The sequence below is a fragment of the Undibacterium sp. Di26W genome, assembly GCF_049340265.1.
In the GTDB taxonomy this organism is placed as follows: domain Bacteria; phylum Pseudomonadota; class Gammaproteobacteria; order Burkholderiales; family Burkholderiaceae_D; genus Undibacterium.
Genome location: NZ_JBMPOR010000003.1, coordinates 207537 through 231581 on the forward strand (window position 1 = coordinate 207537; position 24045 = coordinate 231581).

Below are 24045 nucleotides of genomic sequence, written 5' to 3' on the forward strand. Positions count from 1 at the left end.
TCTTCTTAAGATGCCAGTAATTCTCTGGCGTGTTTGCGCGTGGTTGCTGTGATTTCTATGCCGCCCAGCATGCGGGCGATTTCTTCGACACGTTGTTTGTTATCCAGTGCTTCAATCTGTGATGTGGTCTTGCCTTTGTGGCTGGCCTTGCTGACCTGGAAGTGCTGATTGGCCTGGCTGGCGACTTGTGGCAAATGGGTGACGCACAGAACTTGCCGGTCTTGCCCCAGTCGTTTCAACAAACGCCCGACCACTTCGGCCACACCACCGCCGATGCCGCTATCGACTTCATCGAAAATAAGGGTAGGGGTGGCAGTGGCACCGGAAGTGATGACCGAGATAGCTAGCGAGATACGTGCCAACTCACCACCGGATGCCACTTTGGCCAGTGGGCGCGCCTGTACACCGGCATGGCCGGCTACCAGGAATTCGATTTGTTCCAGCCCATAGGTGGCCGGTTCGGAAGCATGCAGGGCAATGGAAAAACTGCCGCCGCCCATGCTCAGGTCTTGCATCGCGGCGGTGACTGCCGACCCCAGTTCTTTCGCCACTTTGGTGCGTGCCTTGCTGAGCTTTTGTGCCACCTGCAGATAACTTAAACGGGATTTTTCTTCTTGCGCTTTCAGGGCATCCATATCGCTGGCATTGGATAGCTGCTGCAACTGTGCCGATAAAATGGCAAATTCTTCATGCAGTTTTTCTGGTGCGACGTGGAAGCGACGTGCCGTAGTGTGAATTGCTTCGACGCGGCTTTCGACTTTGCGCAGGCGCGCCGGGTCCAGCTCGGTGCGGCTCAGGTAATCATTCAGGGCATAGGTGGTTTCCTGCAGGTTGATGCAGGCAGAATCCAGTGCCTCGATGACAGGTTTGAGGGCAGCGTCATAGTCCAGCAGCTTTTGCAACTTGTGCTGGACTGCCGTCAGTTGTGACAGTACAGGATGGTCCGATTCGGAAATCAGGGTGCTGGCTTCCTGCGCCCCTTCCAGCAAGCTGGCAGCGTGCGCCAGACGGCTATGTTCCTGGGTGATGTCTTCCCACTCACCGGGCTTGATCTGCAATTTGTCGAGTTCACCGACTTGCCATTCCAGCCTTTCGCGTTCTTGCAAGACATTCTTGGCATTGGTTTCAAATTCCTCACGCTGCTTGCTCAGATTGCGCCAGGCCTTGTAGCGCAGGCCGACTTCGCGTACCTGTTCTTCCAGTCCGCCCTGCATGTCGAGCAGGGAACGCTGGGCCTCGGTTTTCAGCAAGGATTGATGGGCATGCTGGCCATGGATATCCACCAGCAAATCACCGATCTCGCGCAACTGGCTGGCGGTGGCGGTGATACCGTTGATCCAGGCTTTCGAGCGTCCGGCATTGTCTATCGTACGGCGCAGTATCAGTTGCTGGTCGGGGTCGCTGAAATCATTCGCTTCCAGCCAGTCTGCCAGGTTGGCATTGATGGCAAATTCGGCGCTGACATCGGCTTTGGCAGCCGATTCGCGCACCATGCTGGCATCACCCCGGCCACCCAGTGCCAGGGTCAGGGCATCAATCAGGATGGATTTACCGGCTCCGGTTTCACCGGTCAGTACGCTGAAGCCGGATGAGAATTCGAGTTCCAGTGTGTCGACAATGACAAAGTCACGAATGGCAAGCGTGCGCAGCATAATGAACAGACGTAATGGTATGAAATGGATGTGGGTAAGGATGTATGTAGTACAGCGGCCAAACAGTGCCAGCCGCTATTTTAGCAATACCCGCTATATAGGTGTTTCAGTTGAGGTTTCAGTGAATGGTTCAGTAGATGGTTCAATTAAGTGCACCTTCGACCGAGGGATATTCGTTCCAGTGCAGTTTTTCGCGCAGGGTATTGTAATAATTCCAGCCATGTGGATGCAGGAAGGTCACCGTATGGGCAGAGCGGTTCACGATTATCCTGTCCTGATACAGCAGGCTGGCAAAGTTCTGCATGTCAAAGTTAAGGCTGATGTCGCGTCCGGCCACGATCTCGATCACGATTTCACTACTGTCCGGCAAGACGATCGGGCGGTTGGACAAGGCATGTGGTGCAATCGGCACCATGGCAATGCCAGACAGACTGGGGTGTAGCAAAGGGCCGCCTGCCGACAGGGCATAGGCGGTGGAACCGGTAGGGGTAGAAACGATCAGGCCGTCAGAACGCTGGTTGTACATGAAATGACCATCGACTTCGACCCGCAGTTCCACCATGCCGGAACCGGCACCGCGTGATACCACGATATCATTGAAGGCGACACCGCTGAAAATCTGGTCACCGTCACGTACCACGATGGCCTGCAGCAGACTACGGCGTTCGGATGCATATTTGCCGTCCAGTATGTCGGTAATCGCCGGTATCATGCGATCAAGTGCTATATCGGTAATAAAGCCCAGCCGGCCCTGGTTGACGCCTATCAGCGGTACGTTATAGGGAGCCAGTTGACGCGCGATGCCCAGCATGGTGCCATCCCCGCCGATGACGATGGCGGCATCGGCAGATTTGCCGATCTCAGGAACAGTCATGGTGCTGAACTGCACCAGTTGCGGGTATTGCGCTGTTTCTGCCTCGATAACGACGTGATGCCCTGCGTGCTCCAGGAAGTTTGCCAGTTCCGTCATGGAATCCGCGATACCGGCAGCATTATATTTCCCAACAAGTGCAATGGTTTTGGCCTGGACTGTCATAAACAAGGGGGAGGTGACATGATGCCTCAGATTAGACCATAATTAAGCCAGGAATGAATGAATTGAGTGCACTTTATGACATTAAAAGCTGTTTTGCTGGATCTGGATGATACCTTGTGGCCGGTGGTGCCGGTGATACGCCGTGCCGAGGCGGTGTTGCAGCAATGGATGCATGAACACGTACCCGTGGTCGCCCAAAATTACAGTGTGGAAAAATTGCGTGAACGCAGGAATAGTCTGGTATCGGCCGACCCGCGTTTCCAATATGATTTGTGGGCGCTGCGCCATACCTTGCTCCGTGAGGTATTCCAGGAGCATGGCGTAGCGGTGGAAAAAGCCGATCATGCCATGGCCGTATTCGCCGATGCCAGGAACAAGGTGGATTTGTACGAAGACGTCAGGTCAGGCTTGCTGGCGCTGGAAAAAAAGATAGTGCTGGGGACGGTCTCGAATGGTTTTGCCGATTTGTCGGCCATTGGTATTGCCGGGCATTTCAAGGTATCGATTGCGGCGTACCGTTTTGGCTGTGCCAAGCCCGACCCGCGCATTTTCCTGGCGGCTTGCGACGCGCTGGAGTTGGCACCCTCTGAAGTTTTGTATGTAGGTGACGATTTGTTGCTGGATGTGCAAGGTGCACAACAAGCTGGCCTGAAAGGTGGCTGGATGAATCGCAAGGGGTTGAAAATTGAGGATGAACGCCATATGCATATCAGGCCCGATGCAGAATTTGCTACCCTGTATGATCTGGTACAGTGGATATGAAACTTTTAGGACTTACGCAAAACCGCCCCAGCTGCGTTGTAGCTCCTAGTCGTACTATTCGTACTGTCTTCGTCGCTACGCCTTGCTGGGACAATTTTGCGTAAGTCCTAACTTTCTATGTTCATTGCTGGCATGAACGCATAAAATGAAGCTATGCAACTCGATATTCGCGCACAAACCTTATTAAAAGCACTGGTCGAACGGTATATCGCCGATGGCCAGCCTGTGGGCTCCCGCGCCCTGTCGAAAATTTCTGGCCTGGAATTGTCGCCTGCGACCATACGCAATGTCATGGCTGACCTCGAAGAGATGGGTTTTGTTGCCAGTCCGCACACATCAGCCGGGCGTATACCCACGCCGCGCGGGTATAGGGTGTTTGTGGATAAATTGCTTACCGTGCAAGAGATCAATGAAGTCGGCCTGGAGTCGCGTCTACAGGCAGGCATGTTGTCGCAACCGCCACAAAAATTGATCGCCAACGCCGCACAGATTTTGTCTTCGCTGTCGCAGTTTGCCGGCGTCGTCATGACACCGCGTACCGAATCGATATTCCAGCAAGTTGAATTTCTGCGCTTGTCGGAAAAACGTATTCTGCTGGTCGTGGTGTCGCCTACCGGTGATGTGCACAACCGTCTGTTGCTGACCGACGTAGACTATAACCAGGGACAACTGGTGCATGCGGCCAATTACCTGAACCAGAATTTTGGCGGTTTAAGTTTTTCCGATGCGCGTACCCGCATCAACAGCGAATTACGGCAACTGCAAAATGACATGACCCGGTTGATGCAGGCTGCGGTGGAAGCAGGCAGCAACGCCATGGATGAGCAAAATGACGAGGTTGTCATTTCAGGTGAGCGCAATTTACTGAATGTGCAGGACCTGTCTTCCAACATGAGTTCCCTGCGTAAATTGTTTGACATGTTCGAGCAAAAAAGCAGTTTGATGCAATTGCTGGATGTGTCCAGCAAGGCGACCGGTGTGCAGATCTTTATCGGTGGTGAATCGCAGCTGGTTCCCATGGAAGAAATGAGCATAGTGACCGCACCCTATGAAGTTAACGGTAAGATAGTTGGTACACTGGGAGTCATAGGTCCGACCCGCATGGCCTATGAAAGAGTGATACCGATCGTGGATATTACCGCAAAGTTATTGTCGAATGCGCTGAGCCAGTAGCCGGTGAATTAATCGATATAGTTGACGTCATGCGCCTTGCTGAAACAGGTTTGGCGAGCAACCATGTCCAGTCATCTGGGTCGTGCAAGCAATTCTCTTACACTTGTGACTGATAATTATTGATATGGACAATAAAAACGTAACAATACTATTGGTGGACGATAACGACGTCACCAGGGAAGTGTTGAGGGTCATCTTGCGCAGCGAGGGCTATGATGTCGTGGGTGAGGCAGCCGATGGCAGCACCGGGCTGGAAATGGCAGTCAAGCTCAAACCGCAACTGATCATGCTGGACGTGGTCATGCCCAAGATTAGTGGTATCGAGATTTTGCCGCGTCTGAAAGAACTGGTTCCCAATGCCAGTGTACTGATGGTCACCGCCAACAAGGATCAGGCGACCATTGCAGAAGCCATCAAGTCGGGCATTCATGGCTATATTTTCAAGCCATTCAATGCCCAAAAAGTGATAGACACGGTTGCGGCTGTCGTTGCCAAAATCAGCAAGTAAGGCCAGACCGCCAGAAGACTCAGGCAGGCTTGCCTGAGTTCTATTTGACTGCCTGCTTGTGTGTTGATATGTGTAGAGTTATATGCAGAGATTTGTCCGCAGGATGGATGAACGGTTTTTAAGTCTTGTGTTCGCAGTTGGTTTTTGTGCAGTTACCGTAAATGGCCAGCGCATGTTCGGCAATTTTAAAGCCACGGTCCAGCGCTACCTTTTGCTGGCGTTGCTCGATTTCTTCATCAAAAAATTCTTCCACCCTGCCACAATCGAGGCAGACCAGATGGTCATGGTGTGAACCCTCGTTCAGCTCGAAAATAGCCTTGCCGGTTTCGAAGTGATTGCGATTGAGCAGGCCAGCCTGTTCGAATTGCGTCAAAACACGATACACTGTTGCTAAACCGACATCCATATTTTCATTCAGCAGGATCTTATACACGTCTTCTGCTGTCAGATGGCGAACCCGGCTGTTCTGGAAAATTTCCAGTATCTTCAGTCGTGGAAGGGTAGCTTTCAGGCCGCTGGCCTTCAGGTTTGGAGTGCTGTTTGTCATGTTTTCGATCAAAAATTTGCTATCTGCTTTATGATATCGGGTTTTAGGGCTTGTTGCTCAATAATGAGGTTACCTATGCGTTTGTTGTTTTCAGCTTCAAAACGGACCACACTGGGCCGTGCCGCAGGTCTGGCACTGATTGCCTGCCTGACTGCATGTTCGTCAGCTTTGCCTTTCTTGTCCAGTGCAGACAAAACTGCGGTGTATGCCACTCCGACAAATACTGGTGACACCAGCGGAGCCCAGGTGGTCGCTCCTACCGGTTTTGCTAAATTGCTCAGCTATATCTCGCCTTACCGCGTACCTATCCAGCAAGGTAACTTCGTATCACAGGAAATGATTTCCCAATTGAAAGAAGGCATGACCCGTGAGCAAGTGCGTTTTTTGCTGGGTACGGCTTTGCTGACTGACATGTTCCACGAAGACCGCTGGGATTATCCCTTCCGTTTGACCAAGGGCAATGGCGAACAAATCTCCAGCCGCGTATCAGTGTATTTCAAAAATAACACTGTTGCCAAGTTTGAAGGCGGTAACCTGCCGACTGAAAAAGATTATCTGGCCCGTATTACCGAATCCGCCCTGGGTGTGAATCGCGTACAGTCTGTCATCGATACTGATGGTCCGGCCAAGAAAAAAGAGAAATAAGACACTATGACAGCCTTGAAAATTGCCGTAGCGGGTGCTTCTGGCCGTATGGGGAAGATGTTGGTTGAGGCAATCAGCGCTGCGGATGACCTGGTGCTGGCCGGGGCGCTGGATGTGCCTGGTTCGCCGGCACTGGGTACGGACGCCGGCCTCAGCCTGGGCAAGCCGACAGGGGTGTTGATCGAGTCGGATCTGGCCAAGGGTTTGGCAGATGCCGCTTACCTGATCGACTTCACCCGCCCCGAAGGTACGCTCAAGCACCTTGCGTATTGTGCTGCGCATGGCATCAAGATGATCATAGGTACCACCGGTTTTGACGAAGCAGGCAAGGCAGCCATTGCTGCCGCCGCGCAAAAGACTGCCATCATGTTTGCGCCAAATATGAGTGTGGGCGTGAATGTCACGATGAAGTTGCTGGAAATGGCCGCCAAAAGTTTTTCTCATGGTTATGATATTGAGATCATTGAGGCACATCACCGTCATAAAGTGGATGCGCCATCAGGCACGGCACTGAAAATGGGTGAAGTGATTGCTGACACACTGGGGCGCGATCTGAATGAAGTCGGGGTATTTTCCCGCGAAGGCGTGACCGGCGAGCGTGATCCATCTTCCATCGGTTTTGCCACTATCCGTGGTGGCGATATCGTCGGTGATCATACAGTCCTGTTTGCCGGCATCGGTGAACGCGTTGAAATAACCCATAAGTCATCCAGTCGCGTCACCTATGCGCATGGCAGTTTGCGTGCAGCCCGTTTTCTGCAGGATAAATCCACTGGCCTGTTCGACATGTATGACGTATTGGGTTTGCGCTAGGCGAAACGCCGACCCGGCCCTATGAATTCTGCGATTGCACATTATTGGGAACAGGCAGATTTGCTGGGGCACATGGTCGGCTGGTTTTTGCTGGCGATGTCGGTACTCAGTTGGACCCTGATCTTGTTGAAGGCCTGGACTTTCTGGCGTATCCGCCAGGCGGCACCAGCCTTGCGGGTCTTCTGGCAATCACCCAGCCTGGCGGATGCCATGGCCATGCTGCGACAGGCCGATAAAGCACATATCTTTATGGCCCTGGCAGATGCCGCAGAGCAGGCAGACAGACGTGCCGGCACCTTGTCTGAACACACCGCATTCAGCGAAGTCCTCACCCGCAGCCTGCGCCAGCAATTGCAGACGCTGACCACCAGGCTGGAAGCAGGATTGACCATGCTGGCGTCGATAGGCGCAACGGCCCCCTTTGTCGGCTTATTGGGCACGGTGTGGGGTATCTATCATGCGCTGACGGCCATTTCGGCATCAGGTGCCGTGCAGATAGACCAACTGGCTGGCCCGGTTGGCGAAGCCCTGATCATGACCGCGTTGGGATTGATGGTTGCCATCCCTGCAGTACTGGCCTATAACGGTTTTAACCGCATCAACCGCATTACCCTGGCCGAGCTGGATGGCTTTGCCTTCGACCTGCATGCGCACTGGTGCAAAACCTGAGGCTGACGCATGTCATTCGGTCAATTCCAACAATCTGATTCTGCTGCCTCCCGTTCACAGGGAGCGATGGCGGATATCAATGTCACACCCATGGTGGATGTGATGCTGGTCTTGCTGGTGATTTTCATTATCGCTGCCCCTTTCATGACGCATGCCATCAAGCTGGATTTGCCCCAGGCACAATCTGCTGCCGTGCCGGAACCAGCGAGCACCATCCCTATTGCATTTGATGCAGCAGGACGTCTGTACTGGGACAAGGACCTGTTGTCCATGGCTGAACTGGAACCCAGGCTGGCTATACTCGCACGCAGCAACCCACAGGCAGAAATACAATTGCGCGCCGACAAGGCCACCCGCTATGAAATCATTGCCCAGGTCATGGCTGCCGCCCAGGCACAAGGCTTGAGCCGGATTTCTTTCATTACCGACAAGAAAGCTGCCCGCTAAACCTGGCAGGCCTGTCACGGGCAATGCACATTATTCCTTTCCACGACGCCATTATTCGGGGCTCGCCCAGAGGCTTTACTCAATAATACGGTGTAAGCAGTTATAATCTAAGGTTCTGAGTCATTTCCGCACCTACTTCTGCTTACGCCATGCAAGAAAAATATACACCTTCCGACGTCGAACAATCGGCGCAGTCCCACTGGAAAAAGATCGATGCCTATACGGTAGTAGAAAACAATCCACGTTTCCCCAAAGGCAAGTATTACGCCTGCTCCATGCTGCCTTACCCTTCCGGCAAGCTGCATATGGGCCATGTACGTAATTACACGATCAATGACATGCTGGCACGCCAGTTGCGCATGAAGGGCTATAACGTCCTCATGCCTATGGGTTGGGATGCGTTTGGCTTGCCAGCAGAGAATGCTGCGATTGCATATAAAAAATCGCCGGCAGAATGGACTTACGCCAACATCGAAGACATGAAGTCACAAATGCAACCTCTGGGTCTGGCATTTGACTGGACACGCGAAGTCGCGACTTGTGACCCGGACTACTATCGCTGGAACCAGTGGCTGTTCCTGAAGATGCTGGAAAAAGGCGTTGCCTACAAAAAGACCCAGGTCGTCAACTGGGACCCGGTCGATCAAACCGTGCTGGCGAACGAGCAGGTGATCGATGGTCGCGGCTGGCGCTCTGGTGCACTGGTCGAAAAGCGTGAAATCCCTGGCTATTATTTTGGCATCACCCAATATGCAGACGAACTGCTGAACAGCATTGATGATCTGGATGGCTGGCCTGAGCAAGTGCGTACCATGCAGCGCAACTGGATAGGCAAAAGCGAAGGCGTGCGCTTTGCTTTCCCGCATGGTATCAAGGATGACAGCGGTGCGCTGGTACAAGACGGCAAGATGTATGTCTTTACGACCCGCCCTGACACCATCATGGGTGTGACTTTCTGCGCAGTAGCGGCAGAACATCCTATTGCCACGCTGGCAGCAAAAAACAATACCGCACTGGCAGCCTTCATCGAAGTCTGCAAAGCAGGCGGTACCACGGAAGCCGAAATGGCGACCAAAGAAAAAGAGGGCATGCCTACCGGCCTGTTCGTCACCCATCCTTTGACAGGTGAGCAGGTCGAAGTCTGGGTTGGCAATTATGTCTTGATGACCTATGGTGATGGTGCTGTCATGGGCGTGCCTGCGCATGATGAACGCGATTTCGCTTTTGCGAAAAAATACCATATCGCCATCAAGCAAGTGGTGGCGATTGAAGGCGAAAGTTTCAGTACTGATGCCTGGGCAGAATATTATGGCGACAAGCAGCGTGGCGTTACCGTCAATTCCGGCAAGTATGATGGTCTGAGCTTTAAAGCTACGGTGGATGCCGTTGCGAATGATCTGGTAGCCAAGGGCCTGGGCGAAAAGAAAACCACCTGGCGCTTGCGTGACTGGGGCATTTCTCGCCAGCGCTACTGGGGTACACCTATCCCTATCATCCATTGCGCCAGCTGTGGTGATGTGCCTGTGCCATATGAAGATTTGCCGGTGGTATTGCCTACCGATTGCATCCCGGATGGTTCTGGCAATCCATTGAAGCACCGTGAAGATTTCCTGAATGTGCCTTGCCCTAAATGCGGCAGCCCGGCACACCGTGAAACCGACACCATGGATACCTTCGTTGATTCCAGCTGGTATTTCATGCGTTATACCTGCCCGGATGCGACCACCATGGTGGATGAGCGCAATGATTACTGGATGGCGATGGACCAGTACATCGGCGGTGTCGAACATGCGGTTTTGCATTTGCTGTATGCGCGTTTCTGGACCAAGGCTATGCGTGACCTGGGCCTGGTCAAGATAGACGAACCTTTCAAGAACCTGTTCACCCAGGGCATGTTGCTGAACGAGTCTTACTATCGTGAAGATGCCACAGGCAAGAAAATCTGGTTCTACCCGAATGAAATTGAAGTCCAGCATGATGACAAGGGCCGTCCTATTGCCGCCGTGTTGAAGTCGGATGGGCAGCCTGTGCAAATGGGCGGCATCGAAAAGATGTCCAAGTCCAAAAACAATGTGGTTGAGCCGAAAGACATTATCGAGCAGTTTGGTGCTGATACAGCACGCCTGTTCACCATGTTTGCCGGCCCTCCAGATCAAAGTGCGGCCTGGAGTAATAGCGGGGTAGAAGGTGCATCGCGTTACTTGCGTCGTCTGTGGGCATCGGCGTTGAAATTGTCTGGCACGATTGCCTCTGGTACGGTCGTGCCCCTTGCTTACGCCAATGATGTCAAGGCCTTGCGCCGCGAAGTGCATCTGACGCTGAAGCAGATCGATGCCGATTATGATCGCCTGCAATACAACACCGTGGTCTCCGGTGCGATGAAGTTGTTGAACACGATAGAGTCCTTCAAGTCAGAAGCCGAAGGTAGTGCAGCAGCCTTGCGCGAAGCTTTCGGCATCTTGCTGCGTGGCCTGTATCCGGTGTGCCCGCACATTGCCCATGTGCTGTGGCAGGAACTGGGGCTGGCTGCTGACCTGGGTGAAATCATTGATGCGCCATGGCCGCTGGTGGATGAAGCGGCATTGGTGCAGGATGAAATCGAGCTGATGGTGCAAGTCAATGGCAAACTGCGTGGCAGCATCAAGGTCGCCAAGGATGCCGACAAGGCCACCATAGAAGCGACTGCCCTGGCCAATGAAAGCGTACAGAAATTCATGGAAGGTGCCGCCAAGAAAATTATTATCGTGCCTGGCAAACTGGTGAATATCGTTGCCTGATGTATGGTAAAAGCGATGAAAAAAACGGTGACAAAAGCGGTGGCAAAAGCGTGGTGTTGAACAATAGTCTGATTTGTAACAAAGGAAACTGCATGCAAGCAATGTATTTCAAGCGTCTGCAATGGCTGGCAGCCATCCTGTCTGTGATGCTACTGTCTGCTTGTGGTTTTGCCTTGCGCGGCCCGGTGGCTTTGCCGTTCAAGAATATATACATAGGCATGCCGGAAAGCTCGGCACTGGGTGGTGAATTGCGTCGCCAGATACGCGCCAACGGGCAGACCCAGATCATGTCCAGCGCCAAGGATGCGCAGGTCATACTCGAAGTCATGAGTGAAACCAGGGATAAGCAGATTCTGTCTCTGAACAGCCAGGGTCGTGTGCGTGAATACAATTTGATCTACAACTTCCGTTTCCGCCTGCGCAATAACGAAGGCAAGGAATATCTGGAGCCGGTAGATATACAACTGAAGCGCAACATCAGTTTCAATGAAACCCAGGTGTTGGCGAAAGAGGCCGAAGAAGTCTTGCTGTACCGTGACATGCAAAACGACCTGGTGCAGCAGATCATGCGCCGCCTGGCCGTTGTAAAGATGGACGATTAAGATGCTGCTACGCTTCGATGCCCTTGATGGCCATCTGGCGAAAACACTGGCGCCACTGTATGTGATCACCAGTGATGAGCATTTGCTGGCGCTGGAAGCTGCAGACAAGATACGCCGCACGGCAAAGGCACAGGGTTTTTACGAGCGTGACATCCTGACGGTGGAACGCAGTTTCAAATGGGGTGCTTTGCTGGCAGCGAATCAGTCGCAATCCCTGTTTGGCGATAAAAAACTGATCGACTTGCGCATTCCCACCGGCAAGCCCGGCAAGGATGGTGGCCAGGCCTTGCAGGAATATGTGGCGAATCTGTCGCCAGATAACCTGACCCTGATCACCTTGCCCAAGCTCGACTGGGCGACGCAAAAAGCCGCCTGGGTGACCAGTCTGCAGCAGGCTGCGGTGTATATCGATATCCCGCTGGTGGAACGTAATCAGTTGCCTAACTGGATCAGCCTGCGCTTATCGATGCAACAGCAAAACGCTGACAGGCAAAGCCTGGATTTTATTGCTGACAGGGTAGAGGGCAATTTGCTGGCTGCGCATCAGGAAATCCAGAAACTGGCATTGCTGCATCCACCTGGCAAACTGAGTTTTGAACAAATCCATGATGCCGTACTGAATGTGGCGCGCTATGATGTCTTCAAGCTCAATGAAGCCATGCTGTCTGGCGATGTGGCAAGACTGGTACGTATGCTGAATGGTTTGAAGGGCGAGGGCGAAGCACTGCCACTGGTCTTGTGGGCCATGGCAGAAGAAATTCGTACCTTGCTGAAATTGAAGTCCGGCATGGCGCAGGGTAGACCCTTGTCAGCCTTGCTGAAAGAATACCGCATCTGGGGCCCGCGTGAAAAGCTCATGGACCCGGCCTTGCGGCGCGTCAGTTTGACAACACTGCGAGCGGCCCTGCAAGAAGCTTCACAAGTCGATAAGATGGTAAAAGGTTTACGCGCCAAGGCGTTTGCAGGCGATCCCTGGGATGCCTTGTTGCAATTGGGTTTGAAAGTGGCCAAGGCAGCGTAGCTGTAGTTTGGTCTGCACCTGATACTGATAGCACGGTTTATCAAACCGGAAATTGAATTCTCTTGCCATCTTTCTGGTGGCTGATCAACGAATATGAGGATGCTCAGACGTTCTCTGAATGACGATATGGATATCAAGCACTACATGAACGACCTCGGCACCCGTGCCCGCGCAGCGTCGCGCGCCATGGCCAAAGCCGACACTGCCGCCAAGAACAAGGCCCTGTCACTGATCGCCGCAGCCATCAGGCGTGAAGCTGCGGCCTTGCGTGCAGCCAATGAACTTGACCTGGCAGCAGCAAAAGCAGCAGGCATGGAAGCCGCCATGCTGGACCGGCTGACCCTGTCCGACAAGGCGATTGCCACCATGGCCGAAGGGCTGGAACAGATCGTCAGTCTGGCTGACCCTATCGGTGAAATATCGAACATGAAATACCGTCCTACCGGCATACAGGTAGGGCAGATGCGCGTACCGCTGGGTGTCATTGGCATTATTTACGAAGCGCGCCCGAATGTGACCGTGGATGCGGCCGGCCTGTGCATCAAAAGTGGTAATGCCACCATCTTGCGCGGTGGCTCGGAAGCCATACACTGCAACCAGGCCCTGGCGAAACTGGTCAAGGAAGGCCTGGCCGGTGCCGGCTTGCCGGCTGATGCAGTACAGATTGTAGAAACTACTGACCGTGCTGCCGTTGGTGAACTGATCACCATGCCGCAATATGTCGACGTGATTGTCCCGCGTGGCGGCAAGGGCCTGATCGCGCGCCTGATGCAGGAAGCCACCGTGCCGATGATCAAGCATCTGGACGGTATCTGTCATGTGTATATCGATGACAAGGCTGACCTGAAAAAAGCAGTCGATGTGGCCTTCAACGCCAAATGCCATCGCTACGGCACTTGCAACACCATGGAAACCTTACTGGTCGCGCAAGGCATTGCAGCGCAGGTCTTGCCTGCACTGGCTGACCTGTATGCCGGCAAGCAGGTGGAATTGCGTTGCGATGATGCCGCCGCTGCGATCCTGGCAGGCTATCCGTATCTGGCCAAAGCCACAGAAGAAGACTGGAGCACGGAATACCTGGCAGCGATCCTGGCAGTCAAGGTAGTGGCCGACATGGATGAAGCCATTACGCATATTAATGATTATTCATCCAAGCATACCGAATCCATCATCACTGAAGACTATAGCCGTGCCCTGCGCTTCTTGCGTGAAGTCGATTCGGCATCGGTGATAGTGAATGCCTCTACCCGTTTTGCCGATGGGTTTGAATATGGTCTGGGTGCAGAGATTGGTATCTCGAACGACAAGCTGCATGCGCGTGGACCGGTAGGGCTGGAAGGCTTGACTTCGATGAAGTATGTGGTCTTTGGTCACGGCGAAGTGCGTCAATAATAAAGTAAAAATAAATACTGCAAATTAAAGAAGGTACATCATGCTTTGGGTAAAAGCTTTTCACATCCTGTTCGTCACGTCCTGGTTTGCTGGCCTGTTTTATTTGCCGCGGATCCTGGTTAACCTGGCGATGGAAAGCCATGTGACGACCACGGAACGGCTGTTGTTGATGGCGCGCAAACTGTATCGCTTCATGACGATATTGGCCGTGTTGGCCCTGGTGCTTGGCCTGTGCTTATGGCTGGGGTATGGCATAGGCAAGGGGCCGGGTAATGGCTGGCTGCATGCCAAGCTGGCTTTCGTGATCTTACTGATAGGTTATCACCACGCCTGCGGCAGCTTGTTGAAAAAATTTGAGAAGGGGATGAACAAACGCAGCCATATGTGGTTTCGGTGGTTCAATGAAGTGCCGGTGATTTTGTTGCTGGCGATATTGATTTTGGTCGTGGTCAAACCTTTTTAGGGAGCTTAATTTTGTAGGAGCGGCTTTAGCCGCGAACATGTTGCTTACATCGGCTATTCGCGGCTGAAGCCGCTCCTACGCGAATCAGAACTTCCCTGGGTTTGACGGGCTTTGACAGATTTTGAAAATACGGTCGGTCTGGAGTGCAGAACTCCAGGTCAGCAATTGGCGGTGAAAATTCACCATTGTTTTTTTAACGGATAAAGGGTACTCCTATGACGCGTTATTCTTATTTTTGTCCATGCCCACGCGGCCTGGAAATAGCCCTGGCTGAAGAGCTGGGTGAAATTGCAGCCATGGATAAAACCATGTCTGTGCACAATCAGGTGCCTGGCGGTGTGCACTGCTCCGGCAGTCTGCATGATGGCTGGCGTATCAACCTGCATTCGCGCATTGCTTCACGCGTGCTGATGCGCATGGCGCATTCCGGCTATGCCAATGAAAACGATATTTATGACCTGGTGCTGGATCAGCCCTGGGAAGACTGGTTTGGCTACCACCACACGATACGGGTTGATGTCACGGCAGTGAAGTCACCTTTGAAGAGTCTGGATTTCGCCACCCTGAAAATCAAGGATGCGATCTGCGACCGTTTCCGCGACCAGTTCACCCAGCGTCCATCGGTCAACACCAAGAACCCGGACATGCGCATCGTTGGTTTTCTGGATGCGCGCAATTTCACGATTTACCTGGATATCTCGGGCGAACCATTGTTCAAACGCGGCTGGCGCCTGGAAACGGGCGATGCGCCTTTGCGCGAAAACCTGGCAGCAGGTTTGTTGCGTACCGCTGGCTGGAAACCGGGCACACCCTTGTTTGATCCTATGTGTGGTTCCGGCACTATTTTGATTGAAGCAGCGCAAATCCTGGCAGGTATTCCACCAGGCCTGAAGCGTGAATTTGCTTTTGAAAAAATGCATCAGTTTGATGCCGATGCCTGGGCACAGATCAAGGCCAGCGCCAAGCCACAGCCTTTGCCAACCGAGCCAACTATTTTTGGCAGCGATATTTCCGGTGACATGATAGTCATGACACGCAATAACCTGAACAAGGCTGGTATCCGTTTTGACGTGCCCCTGAAGCAGATCGAAGCGCAGGAGATCAAGGCACCGACAACAACGCCGGGCGTCTTGCTGACCAATCCACCTTACGGTGAACGTATTGGTGTGCGTGGTGACAGCACGATGGAAGATGATGATATGGCCAAAGATTTTTTCAGTGCTTTCAGTACCACATTGAAGCAGCGCTTTGCTGGTTGGAGCGTGTTCCTGTTCACTGCTGATTTGAGCTTGCCGAAAATGTTGCGCCTGAAAGAATCGCGCAAGACGCCTTTCTATAACGGCGCGCTGGAATGCCGTTTGTTCCGCTTTGATATGGTGGCTGGCTTTAATCGCAGGGAAGAAGCCAAGCCCAAAGATATCGCTGAATAATTTTCATCATGTCGTTACAAAACGGCCAGGCCTCAGCAGACCTGGCCATTTTGCTTTAGGCTTACAGGTATTCCTGTCGTTTGCAAAAAGTGGAGATACTCTGATGTCACAAGAAGCAATAGCAAAGCAATTGAATTTGAAAGATCCATCCTTATTGCGTGACCGCGCCTATATTAATGGTGAGTGGGTCACAGGTTCAGCCAATTTTGAAGTGAACAACCCTTCCACATTGGCAATATTGGGTACAGTGCCGAATCTGGATGCCAGCCATACTGAAGTCGCCATCAAGGCCGCACAAGTCGCCTTCCCGCTGTGGGCTGCAAAAACCGGTAAAGAGCGCGCCAATCTGATGCGCAAATGGTTTGACCTGATGATAGAGAATGCCGATGACCTGGCCGCCATCATGACGGCAGAGCAGGGTAAGCCTTTGGCTGAAGCCAAGGGCGAGGTCATCTACGGTGCCAGTTTCATAGAATGGTTTGCCGAAGAAGCCAAACGGGTATCCGGCGATGTCATGGCATCGACCTGGAGCGACAAGCGTATGGTGGTATTGAAGCAGCCGATTGGTGTCTGTGCTTCCATTACGCCATGGAACTTCCCTATCGCCATGATTACGCGCAAGGTGGCACCTGCCGTTGCGGCCGGTTGTTCCATCGTCATCAAACCTGCAGAACAGACACCCTTGTCGGCACTGGCCATGGCTGAACTGGCGCACAGAGCTGGCATACCAGCAGGTATCATCAATATCATCACGGCTGATTCTGAACAATCCATCGTTGTCGGCAAGGTTTTATGTGACAGCCCTGTGGTACGTCATTTGTCCTTCACCGGTTCAACACCGGTTGGTCGTATCCTGATGCGGCAGTCAGCACAGACAGTGAAAAAAATGGCGCTGGAGCTTGGCGGGCATGCCCCGTTTATCGTGTTTGAAGATGCAGACCTGGATGCTGCAGTGGAAGGCGCATTGCAGTCGAAATTCCGCAATTCTGGCCAGACCTGTGTCTGTACCAACCGGTTTTATGCGCATGAATCGATTTACGATGCCTTTGTAGAAAAACTGGCAGCCGGTGCCAAGAGAATCAAGGTCGGTGATGGCTTTGCGACTGGCATCAACCAGGGGCCGATGATCGATGCGCAGGCCGTAGCCAAGGTCGAAGAACATGTCGCCGACGCCCTGAAACAGGGGGCAAGTTTGCAGGCAGGTGGTAAATTGCTTGAATCCGGGAAACTTTTTTATGAACCAACGGTGCTGTCGAATGTCACATCTGGCATGTTGATCATGAATGAAGAAACTTTTGGCCCGGTGGCTGCCGTGGTCAAGTTCAAGACTGAGGATGAAGCCGTTGCTGCTGCCAACAACACGGATTTTGGCCTGGCCTCGTATTTTTATTCACGTGACATAGGACGCGTCTGGCGGGTTGCTGAAAAACTTGAATATGGCATGGTCGGTATCAATACTGGCCTGATCTCGAACGAAGTGGCACCGTTTGGCGGCGTCAAACAATCCGGCCTGGGGCGTGAAGGCTCCAAATATGGCATGGATGAATACCTGGAAATGAAGTACCTGTGCATGGGCGGAATATAAATCCCGTCATGCAGTACCCAAGACGACCACGCGGGTTTCTTGCCTGCGTGGCGTGTAACCTGAATAGTAACCATGTCTTCTGCTACCAAAGTCAGTAATGCTGGCCTGGCGACCTTATTGGCTGCCCTGGCCATGTTGGGCCCATTTTCGATTGATACCTATTTACCGGCATTCCCGAATATCCAGGCAACCCTGCACGCCAGCGCGCTGGAGGTACAGCAAACCCTGACGGCTTATATGCTGTCGTTTGCTGTCATGACCTTATGGCATGGGGCCTTGTCTGATGCCTTTGGCCGACGTAACGTGATTCTGGTGGCACTGGCGGTCTTTGCGGTGGCCAGTTTTGGCTGCGCTTCCGTACACAGTATCCATTATCTGTGGGGTTTTCGTATTCTGCAGGGCGTGTCAGCCGGTGCCGGCATGGTGGTTGGGCGAGCCATCATACGTGATTTGTATGCGGGCGCGCCGGCAGAGCGCCTGTTATCCCTGGTGACCATGATTTTTTCGATTGCCCCCGCAATCGCCCCTATTTTGGGGGGCTGGGTGGTAAGTTTTGCGAGTTGGCGTGCCATTTTTCTATTATTGTTCGGCTACACCATCGTATTGTGGTGGGCCAGCTACAAGTACCTGCCAGAATCGCTGCCACTAGATAAACGACAGCCTTTCAGCGCAGAATTTTTGTGGGAAAGTTATAAAAAAGTCTTCAAATCACCGCTATTCCATTTGAAGGCAGGCACCATCGCCTTTAATTTTGCTGGTCTGTTTTTGTATGTGTCTGCCGCGCCCGCGTTTATCACCCAGCATTTGCATCTGGGACCAGACCAGTTTGGCTGGCAGTTCGTACCGTCGGTGGGTGGTATTTTCTTTGGTGCCCTGGCAGCTAACCGCCTGGCTGGAAAAATGACGGTCTGGAAACAGGTCAGCATCGGTTTTTGCTTCTTGCTGGGGGCGGCGGTATTCAATGTCGTCTTCCATTTTTTCTCAGCTCCCGTATTGCTGTGGTCAGTAACGCCTTTGTTTTTTTATACTTTTGGCATGTCTTTGGTTGCTCCTGGTGCAACTTTGCTAGTTTTGGATCTGTTTCCTAACATAAGGGGCATAGTCGCTTCCTGCCAATCAGCGACAGTGACCATGCTGGGGGCTGTGATTGCCGGTGTTGTGGCCCCGGCACTGGATCATTCAGTGTTGACGCTGGCACTGGGGCAGTTGGGATGCACCGCAATTGCAGCCGTGATGTGGTACACGGGACGTGCTTATTGGCGTGCCATGACCGCACAAAACCAGAATGCATGGGAAACGGTAGAATAAATGCAAAATAGTATTGATTGAGTAAGTAATAAATAAATTTTGAGTCAGTTACTTGAAATATCTTTTGCTGACCATATATAATTGGTGCTTTGCAGCAAATTGTTAAATTTCATCCTGTAACATTTGATTTACATGAGATTTACTTCAATTTTTTTTGCATATGCAAATAAGATATCCATCGTGTTCTTTTAAAGCGGACTTATATAGAGTGTAGCTTTTTAGACACGCCGAATTCATCAAGTTGTCACTTTTCGCAGGTATCGTGCCGCTTGTCATTGGATCTCTTACCGATTCAAGGCTGTAAAACACCTGTCATTCTGTTTTTACCGCGCTTGAAATCAATTGGTGAAAACTTAACATTCATTTTTGGAAACTAGATAATGAAAAAATCCTTCCTTGCACTTGCTCTGATGAGTGCTTTCTCCGGTGCAGCGTTTGCTCAATCTTCCGTTACTATCTACGGTATTGTTGACGCTGGCTTCCAAAGTCTGGATAACGGTACAGTTGCTGGCCGTTTCAACAAACTCCAGAGTGGTCAGGAAAACGGTTCCCGTCTGGGCTTCAAAGGTACTGAAGACCTCGGTGGCGGCCTGAAAGCCAACTTCGTTCTGGAAATGGGTCTGAACGTTGATGATGGTAGCTCTGCACAAGGCCGTACATTTGGCCGTCGCTCCACAGTTGGTTTGTCTGGCGATTTCGGTTCCGTAGATCTGGGCCGTGACAAGACTCCAACTTTCAAATTCTTCGACAACTTTGATCCGTTTGCATCCGGCTACATCAACAGCGGCAGTGGTTTGTCCAGCCTGTACTTCATCGGTGGCACTGCAACCGTTGCTGGTGCTAACGCCAACTCATCAGGTCGCGCAAGCAATGCCATCTATTACTACACACCAGGCAACCTGAACGGTTTCTCTGCTGTTGGTCAATATGGCTTCGGCGAAGCCGCTGGTGACAATTCTGCTGGCCGTTCCCTGGGTCTGAACCTGCGTTACACAGCCAATGGCCTGGATGTTGGTTACTCTTTCGTCAAAGACAATGGTCAAGCTGCAGTTGGTGGCCCAGTCAATGCACGTAAAGGTAATACACTGGCTGCTTCCTACGACTTCGGCGTAGCGAAACCAGTTTTGATCTATCAAAAAGTGAGCGATGACGCTGTTCTGGCTGTTGATCAAAAGATCTTCACTGTGGGTGTGACAGTTCCTTTTGATGCAACAAACAAAGTTCTGGCTACTTACTCCAAGATCAAAGACTCCACACGTCTGTCTGCTGCTACAACAGACACAGTTGGCGATGCCAAGCAATTCGCTGTCGGTTATCAGTACACATTCTCCAAGCGTACTGACCTGTATGCTGCTTTCGCAAGTACATCACAAGATGCCAATTCCCAAAAAGTGGGCGCAGCAATTAAAGGCGCTGACGTAAAAGAATTGACATTCGGTGTACGTCACCAGTTCTAATATCCTTGTCAGTCGGGTTGCGACCTGACTGGTACTGATACTAAAAGAGGCGCTGTCTTTTGAGACAGCGCCTCTTTTTTTCTGCGTTGCCAGGATGCTGGCAATCACCGCTTTGATGCATTGATACAGACCCGTGGCCGATATTTCTGTCAGTCCATGCCGGGTTTGTTACAATGTCCATATACTTAGTTGAACAGGGCTGTATCATGAAAACAACATCGAACATCGTCGCTGGTGCGCTGGCCAACCTGGCTGCTTTACTGGTGAGTATGGCTGCGATGGCACAAACGCCATCCAAAGTGGACCCGGTGCCCCCGAAGCTGGAAAAACTCGAAGAAATCAGCAATGAGCCAGGCGTGACTGTCGCCAAGCCTGAACCAAAAAACAAAGTAGTAGAAAAGCGCAGTAGCGGCGGTAAAGTCACTGAAGCCCAAGTCAAGGCTGGCAAAAGCAACTATACCGTGAAGGCCAACCCTGAATACGGTAATGCACCCAAGGGAACCGTCCAGGGTGACTCGAACCGCGCTGCGCAATGGACCATCCTGGAATTTGGTGGCAAGAAAGAAGCCAAGGAAGGCAATCCACCTGATGTGCTGCCACCAGCAGCACCGGCCAAGCCGGCTCCTGCCAGTTCTGCGGTCAGCAAATAAATTTTTATTCGTCCTTCATTTTAAATAACATGGCAGTTTTTACACCGGTAAGTCTGGAAGACCTTGGCCCCTGGATGAAACAATACCCGCTTGGCAAAGCGCTGGGCATCAAGGGTATCGCTTCAGGAATTGAAAACAGCAATTTCTTCATCACAACTGAAGCGGGTGAGTTTGTCCTGACGATTTTCGAAAATCTGAATTTCGAACAACTGCCGTTTTATTTGAAGTTGATGCGTCACCTGGCTGACCATGGCGTATTGGTGCCAGCACCGATTGCCAATGATCAGGGTGAACTGGTGGTGGCACTGCATGGCAAGCCCGCAGCAATCGTCAGCAAACTCGAAGGCCGCTCGCAGATGGAGCCACAGGCGCAACACTGTGCAGAAGTCGGCAGCATGCTGGCGCGTATGCATCTGGCAGGGCAGGATTTCAGCATACAGCAGCCCAATTTACGGTCGCTGGACTGGTGGCATGAAACTACACCCAAGGTCTTGCCTTTCCTGTCCGATGAATTGCAGCATCTGTTGCGTGCCGAAGTGCATTTCCAGGATGCCTTTGACAGCACAGCCATCTATCGTGCCTTGCCACGTGGCCCGATTCATGCCGACCTGTTCCGCAACAATGTGATGTTTGATGGCGATCGCCTGACCGGCTTCTTTGATTTTTATTTTGCCGGTTGCGACACCTGGATATTTGATGTGGCAGTGACTGTCAATGACTGGTGTATTGATGTGACCACCGGTGTACTGGATGAAAAGCGTGTGCTGGCGCTGTTGAACGCCTATCATGCAGTAAGGCCGTTCACGCAGGAAGAAGGTATTGCGTGGCAGCCTATGTTGCGTGCAGCCGCACTGCGTTTCTGGCTGTCGCGCCTGTATGATTTTTACCAACCACGGGATGCAGAAATGCTGACGCCGCATGATCCTGGTCATTTTGAACGCATACTTCGTTTAAGAGAGTCCGCCAGCGTGTCCCCTTTACCGGTTCAATGATGAATGCAGTTGATGCCGCGTCCGGATGGGGATGGGTGAAACAAGGTTTCACGCTGTTTGGCAAACAGCCAGCCGAAATGCTGACACTGTTTTTTGCCTACATGTTTTTAAGCCTGGTGATAGGTTTCATTCCTTTTGCCGGTCGGTTCCTGCCCTTGATGCTGGTGCCAGTATTTGCCATGAGCTTCATGCAAGCCTGTAGTCAAATCGAGGATGATAAGCGGGTGTATCCCGATCTGTTGTTGACGGGATTCCGGTCCGAAGGATTGCTGCGCCTGTTGAGCCTGGGTGTGCTGTATGTGCTGGCGGCAATGTTGGCAATCGGCCTGTCCAGCCTGGCGGATGACGGTATATTCTTGAATTTTATTTTTGCAATGACGCCAGAAGACCCCGAAACCCTACCCAAGGGTAAATTGTTTTTGGGTATGCTGGTAGCAGGTCTGGTCTATCTTCCGGCCATGATGGCATTCTGGTTTGCCGCGCCCCTGATCACCTGGGGCAGAATGTCGGTGGGCAAAGCCGTGTTTTACAGTTTCTTTGCTGTCCAGCGTACCGGTCTGGCATTCACGGTGTATGGACTGGCATGGCTGTTGATCGGCGTTTTTGGGCCGACTTTATTGGGCATGATAACGGCTGCCGTCGTGGGGCAGGTCGCCATCGGTTTGCTGGTGATGATACCGGTGTCGCTGGTGCTGACGGTGGTGATGTATTGCTCGTTTTATCCGACCTACACAACTATTTTTGGCAGGCCGGATAAACCGCAGTCAGAAACCCCACAAAATCCGGAAATGCCGCCAGGATAGATCAGCCTGACACAGATTTTTGGGTGAGCGTATTTCGTACAGGATTGACGCTCACAACTTTAGCGACACCAGGCGTTAAAGTTAGCGGAATCTCTTGTCAAGGAAACGGATTAATTTCGATGGTATCCAGTGGAGACGCGTCCTGAGCGGAAATGCCTACTACCGTGGCAACGACTACCCTGTTGCCAGACAATAAGGCGACTTGCTCTACCTGGTTCAAACCAAAATTAGCCATTGTACTGACAGGGTCATTTTTGTGAGATTCCAACATAATTACGCTTGAATCTATCGCATTCAAGTACTCGATCAGACCATTTTTTAATGGAAGTTCAATCAAATTAGCCATTTGAATCACCTTTTAATTAACTTTATTGCACCGTTTCCAATTTATTCATTAGATCAGTCTTAATTTGGCTGTTCTAGTGTACTCATTAGAACTTCTTGATACGCTGGAGTTTCATAATCGGCGCGAAATCGTGTCCCGCGACTGTGTTCCAACGCAAAACTGATCGACCTTATTAGCATCTGTGCAGGCACTCCATCCCATGCAGGGAGAAAGCCACCTCGATCCAGAATAACGTCTCTTTAACCTCAGTTTCTTCACGAATAACAGGCAACTGAAGTGGATAGTCGAGCCTCTTTAAGATATCACAAATTTTCACATTTTCAGTATGTGAAACAAAAAAACTGGCTTCATTCCATTTTTCATGTGTAAAGCGCATTCCAGCCTGTTCAAATCAGTCTGCTGACTGATGCTCCGAAGGCAGATCGAGGTCTTCAATAATCTCGAAGCTGTGCGTCATTTGTGCCGTTTTTTCCAGCATGATGGATGCCGAACAGTATTTCTCATGCGACAGCTTGATGGCACGCTCCACCAGATTCGGTTTCAATTGGCGGCCCCGCACAATGAAGTGAAAATTGATCTTGGTGAAGACCTTGGGTTCTGTGTCGGCACGATCTGCTGTCAGTTTGACCTCGCAGCCACGGATGTCCTGCTTGCTTTTGCGTAATATCAGTACGACGTCATAGGCGCTGCAGCCGCCTGTACCCAATAACACCATTTCCATCGGCCGTGGTGCCAGGTTACGACCACCGCCATCCGGTGCGCCATCCATCAACACGGCATGACCCGAGCCGGTCTCTGCCAGAAAAGACATGCCGGACAAACCTGTCCAGCGTACAGTTGCTTCCATTTTTCCTCCTTGAAATTACATTTGTTACAGATTGTAGCCTAACGAGCAAAATTCTGACTTTGTGCACCAAAACGGTAAATTACCTTGCACCGCACAATTTCTTGTCCTATTATTGACTCA

The 24045-nt window shown here is 51.8% G+C and carries 24 protein-coding genes; 19 read left to right on the forward strand and 5 right to left on the reverse strand.

Features of this window, described 5'->3' with window-relative positions; translation table 11 throughout:
- Positions 1-5: 5 nt before the first annotated feature.
- Together recN and ACO0LM_RS05280 are read right to left on the reverse strand one after the other, a co-directional pair.
- Positions 6-1652 carry a DNA repair protein RecN gene (recN, locus tag ACO0LM_RS05275; protein WP_423034962.1) on the reverse strand — a complete coding sequence of 549 codons (1647 nt, stop codon included), beginning with the start codon at positions 1650-1652 and terminating at the stop codon, positions 6-8.
- 142 nt (positions 1653-1794) lie between these two features.
- Positions 1795-2688, reverse strand: coding sequence for an NAD kinase (locus ACO0LM_RS05280; protein ID WP_423035258.1), 894 nt, complete (start codon positions 2686-2688; stop codon positions 1795-1797).
- Between the two features lie 75 nt (positions 2689-2763).
- Here ACO0LM_RS05280 and ACO0LM_RS05285 point away from each other — a divergent pair, with 75 nt between their 5' ends.
- From ACO0LM_RS05285 to ACO0LM_RS05295, 3 genes are all read left to right on the forward strand, one after another.
- On the forward strand, positions 2764-3450 hold the full coding sequence (locus ACO0LM_RS05285) for an HAD family hydrolase (RefSeq protein ID WP_423034964.1): 687 nt from the start codon (positions 2764-2766) through the stop codon (positions 3448-3450).
- 153 nt (positions 3451-3603) lie between these two features.
- A complete protein-coding gene (hrcA, locus tag ACO0LM_RS05290; RefSeq protein ID WP_422983029.1) occupies positions 3604-4623 on the forward strand; it encodes a heat-inducible transcriptional repressor HrcA in 1020 nt (339 codons plus the stop codon).
- A gap of 124 nt (positions 4624-4747) precedes the next feature.
- Positions 4748-5131, forward strand: a complete 384-nt coding sequence (locus tag ACO0LM_RS05295; protein WP_423034966.1) for a response regulator — start codon at positions 4748-4750, stop codon at positions 5129-5131.
- 118 nt (positions 5132-5249) lie between these two features.
- Here the strand turns inward: ACO0LM_RS05295 and fur are convergent, their stop codons facing one another.
- Positions 5250-5678 carry a ferric iron uptake transcriptional regulator gene (gene fur / locus ACO0LM_RS05300; protein WP_423034968.1) on the reverse strand — a complete coding sequence of 143 codons (429 nt, stop codon included), beginning with the start codon at positions 5676-5678 and terminating at the stop codon, positions 5250-5252.
- A 75-nt stretch (positions 5679-5753) separates the two neighbouring features.
- Between fur and ACO0LM_RS05305 the strand changes: the two genes are divergently transcribed.
- From ACO0LM_RS05305 to ACO0LM_RS05380, 16 genes are all read left to right on the forward strand, one after another.
- Entirely contained in the window at positions 5754-6323 is a 570-nt protein-coding gene (locus ACO0LM_RS05305) for an outer membrane protein assembly factor BamE (protein ID WP_423034970.1), read from the forward strand.
- Between the two features lie 6 nt (positions 6324-6329).
- Positions 6330-7136, forward strand: a complete 807-nt coding sequence (gene dapB / locus ACO0LM_RS05310; protein ID WP_423034972.1) for a 4-hydroxy-tetrahydrodipicolinate reductase — start codon at positions 6330-6332, stop codon at positions 7134-7136.
- A gap of 21 nt (positions 7137-7157) precedes the next feature.
- Positions 7158-7805: a MotA/TolQ/ExbB proton channel family protein gene (locus ACO0LM_RS05315; protein ID WP_423034974.1), complete on the forward strand. Its 648-nt coding sequence runs from the start codon at positions 7158-7160 to the stop codon at positions 7803-7805.
- Positions 7806-7814: 9 nt separating this feature from the next.
- Complete coding sequence (locus tag ACO0LM_RS05320; RefSeq protein ID WP_423034976.1) at positions 7815-8252, forward strand: ExbD/TolR family protein; 438 nt, start codon at positions 7815-7817, stop codon at positions 8250-8252.
- A gap of 149 nt (positions 8253-8401) precedes the next feature.
- Positions 8402-11029, forward strand: coding sequence for a leucine--tRNA ligase (leuS, locus tag ACO0LM_RS05325; protein ID WP_423034978.1), 2628 nt, complete (start codon positions 8402-8404; stop codon positions 11027-11029).
- Positions 11030-11121: 92 nt separating this feature from the next.
- Positions 11122-11631 (forward strand): LPS assembly lipoprotein LptE, encoded by a 510-nt coding sequence (lptE, locus tag ACO0LM_RS05330; protein ID WP_422983045.1) that lies wholly within the window; start codon positions 11122-11124, stop codon positions 11629-11631.
- 1 nt (position 11632) lies between these two features.
- On the forward strand, positions 11633-12652 hold the full coding sequence (holA, locus tag ACO0LM_RS05335; protein ID WP_422983047.1) for a DNA polymerase III subunit delta: 1020 nt from the start codon (positions 11633-11635) through the stop codon (positions 12650-12652).
- A gap of 126 nt (positions 12653-12778) precedes the next feature.
- Positions 12779-14044, forward strand: coding sequence for a glutamate-5-semialdehyde dehydrogenase (locus ACO0LM_RS05340; RefSeq protein ID WP_423035260.1), 1266 nt, complete (start codon positions 12779-12781; stop codon positions 14042-14044).
- 40 nt (positions 14045-14084) lie between these two features.
- On the forward strand, positions 14085-14507 hold the full coding sequence (locus tag ACO0LM_RS05345) for a CopD family protein (RefSeq protein ID WP_423034980.1): 423 nt from the start codon (positions 14085-14087) through the stop codon (positions 14505-14507).
- Between the two features lie 215 nt (positions 14508-14722).
- Positions 14723-15937, forward strand: coding sequence for a THUMP domain-containing class I SAM-dependent RNA methyltransferase (locus ACO0LM_RS05350; protein WP_423034982.1), 1215 nt, complete (start codon positions 14723-14725; stop codon positions 15935-15937).
- 103 nt (positions 15938-16040) lie between these two features.
- Positions 16041-17522 carry an NAD-dependent succinate-semialdehyde dehydrogenase gene (locus ACO0LM_RS05355; RefSeq protein WP_423034984.1) on the forward strand — a complete coding sequence of 494 codons (1482 nt, stop codon included), beginning with the start codon at positions 16041-16043 and terminating at the stop codon, positions 17520-17522.
- A gap of 72 nt (positions 17523-17594) precedes the next feature.
- Positions 17595-18830, forward strand: coding sequence for a multidrug effflux MFS transporter (locus tag ACO0LM_RS05360; protein WP_423034986.1), 1236 nt, complete (start codon positions 17595-17597; stop codon positions 18828-18830).
- A gap of 380 nt (positions 18831-19210) precedes the next feature.
- Complete coding sequence (locus tag ACO0LM_RS05365) at positions 19211-20287, forward strand: porin (protein WP_423034988.1); 1077 nt, start codon at positions 19211-19213, stop codon at positions 20285-20287.
- A gap of 206 nt (positions 20288-20493) precedes the next feature.
- On the forward strand, positions 20494-20937 hold the full coding sequence (locus tag ACO0LM_RS05370; protein WP_423034990.1) for a hypothetical protein: 444 nt from the start codon (positions 20494-20496) through the stop codon (positions 20935-20937).
- Between the two features lie 29 nt (positions 20938-20966).
- Entirely contained in the window at positions 20967-21929 is a 963-nt protein-coding gene (locus ACO0LM_RS05375; RefSeq protein ID WP_423034992.1) for a homoserine kinase, read from the forward strand.
- Positions 21926-22732: a BPSS1780 family membrane protein gene (locus tag ACO0LM_RS05380; RefSeq protein ID WP_423034994.1), complete on the forward strand. Its 807-nt coding sequence runs from the start codon at positions 21926-21928 to the stop codon at positions 22730-22732. The genes ACO0LM_RS05375 and ACO0LM_RS05380 overlap by 4 nt, the downstream gene beginning before the upstream one ends.
- A 97-nt stretch (positions 22733-22829) precedes the next feature.
- On the opposite strand, the gene ACO0LM_RS05385 is transcribed toward ACO0LM_RS05380, so the two are convergent.
- Together ACO0LM_RS05385 and ACO0LM_RS05390 are read right to left on the reverse strand one after the other, a co-directional pair.
- Positions 22830-23078 (reverse strand): hypothetical protein, encoded by a 249-nt coding sequence (locus ACO0LM_RS05385; RefSeq protein ID WP_423034996.1) that lies wholly within the window; start codon positions 23076-23078, stop codon positions 22830-22832.
- 391 nt (positions 23079-23469) lie between these two features.
- Complete coding sequence (locus ACO0LM_RS05390; RefSeq protein WP_423034998.1) at positions 23470-23925, reverse strand: OsmC family protein; 456 nt, start codon at positions 23923-23925, stop codon at positions 23470-23472.
- Positions 23926-24045: the final 120 nt, after the last annotated feature.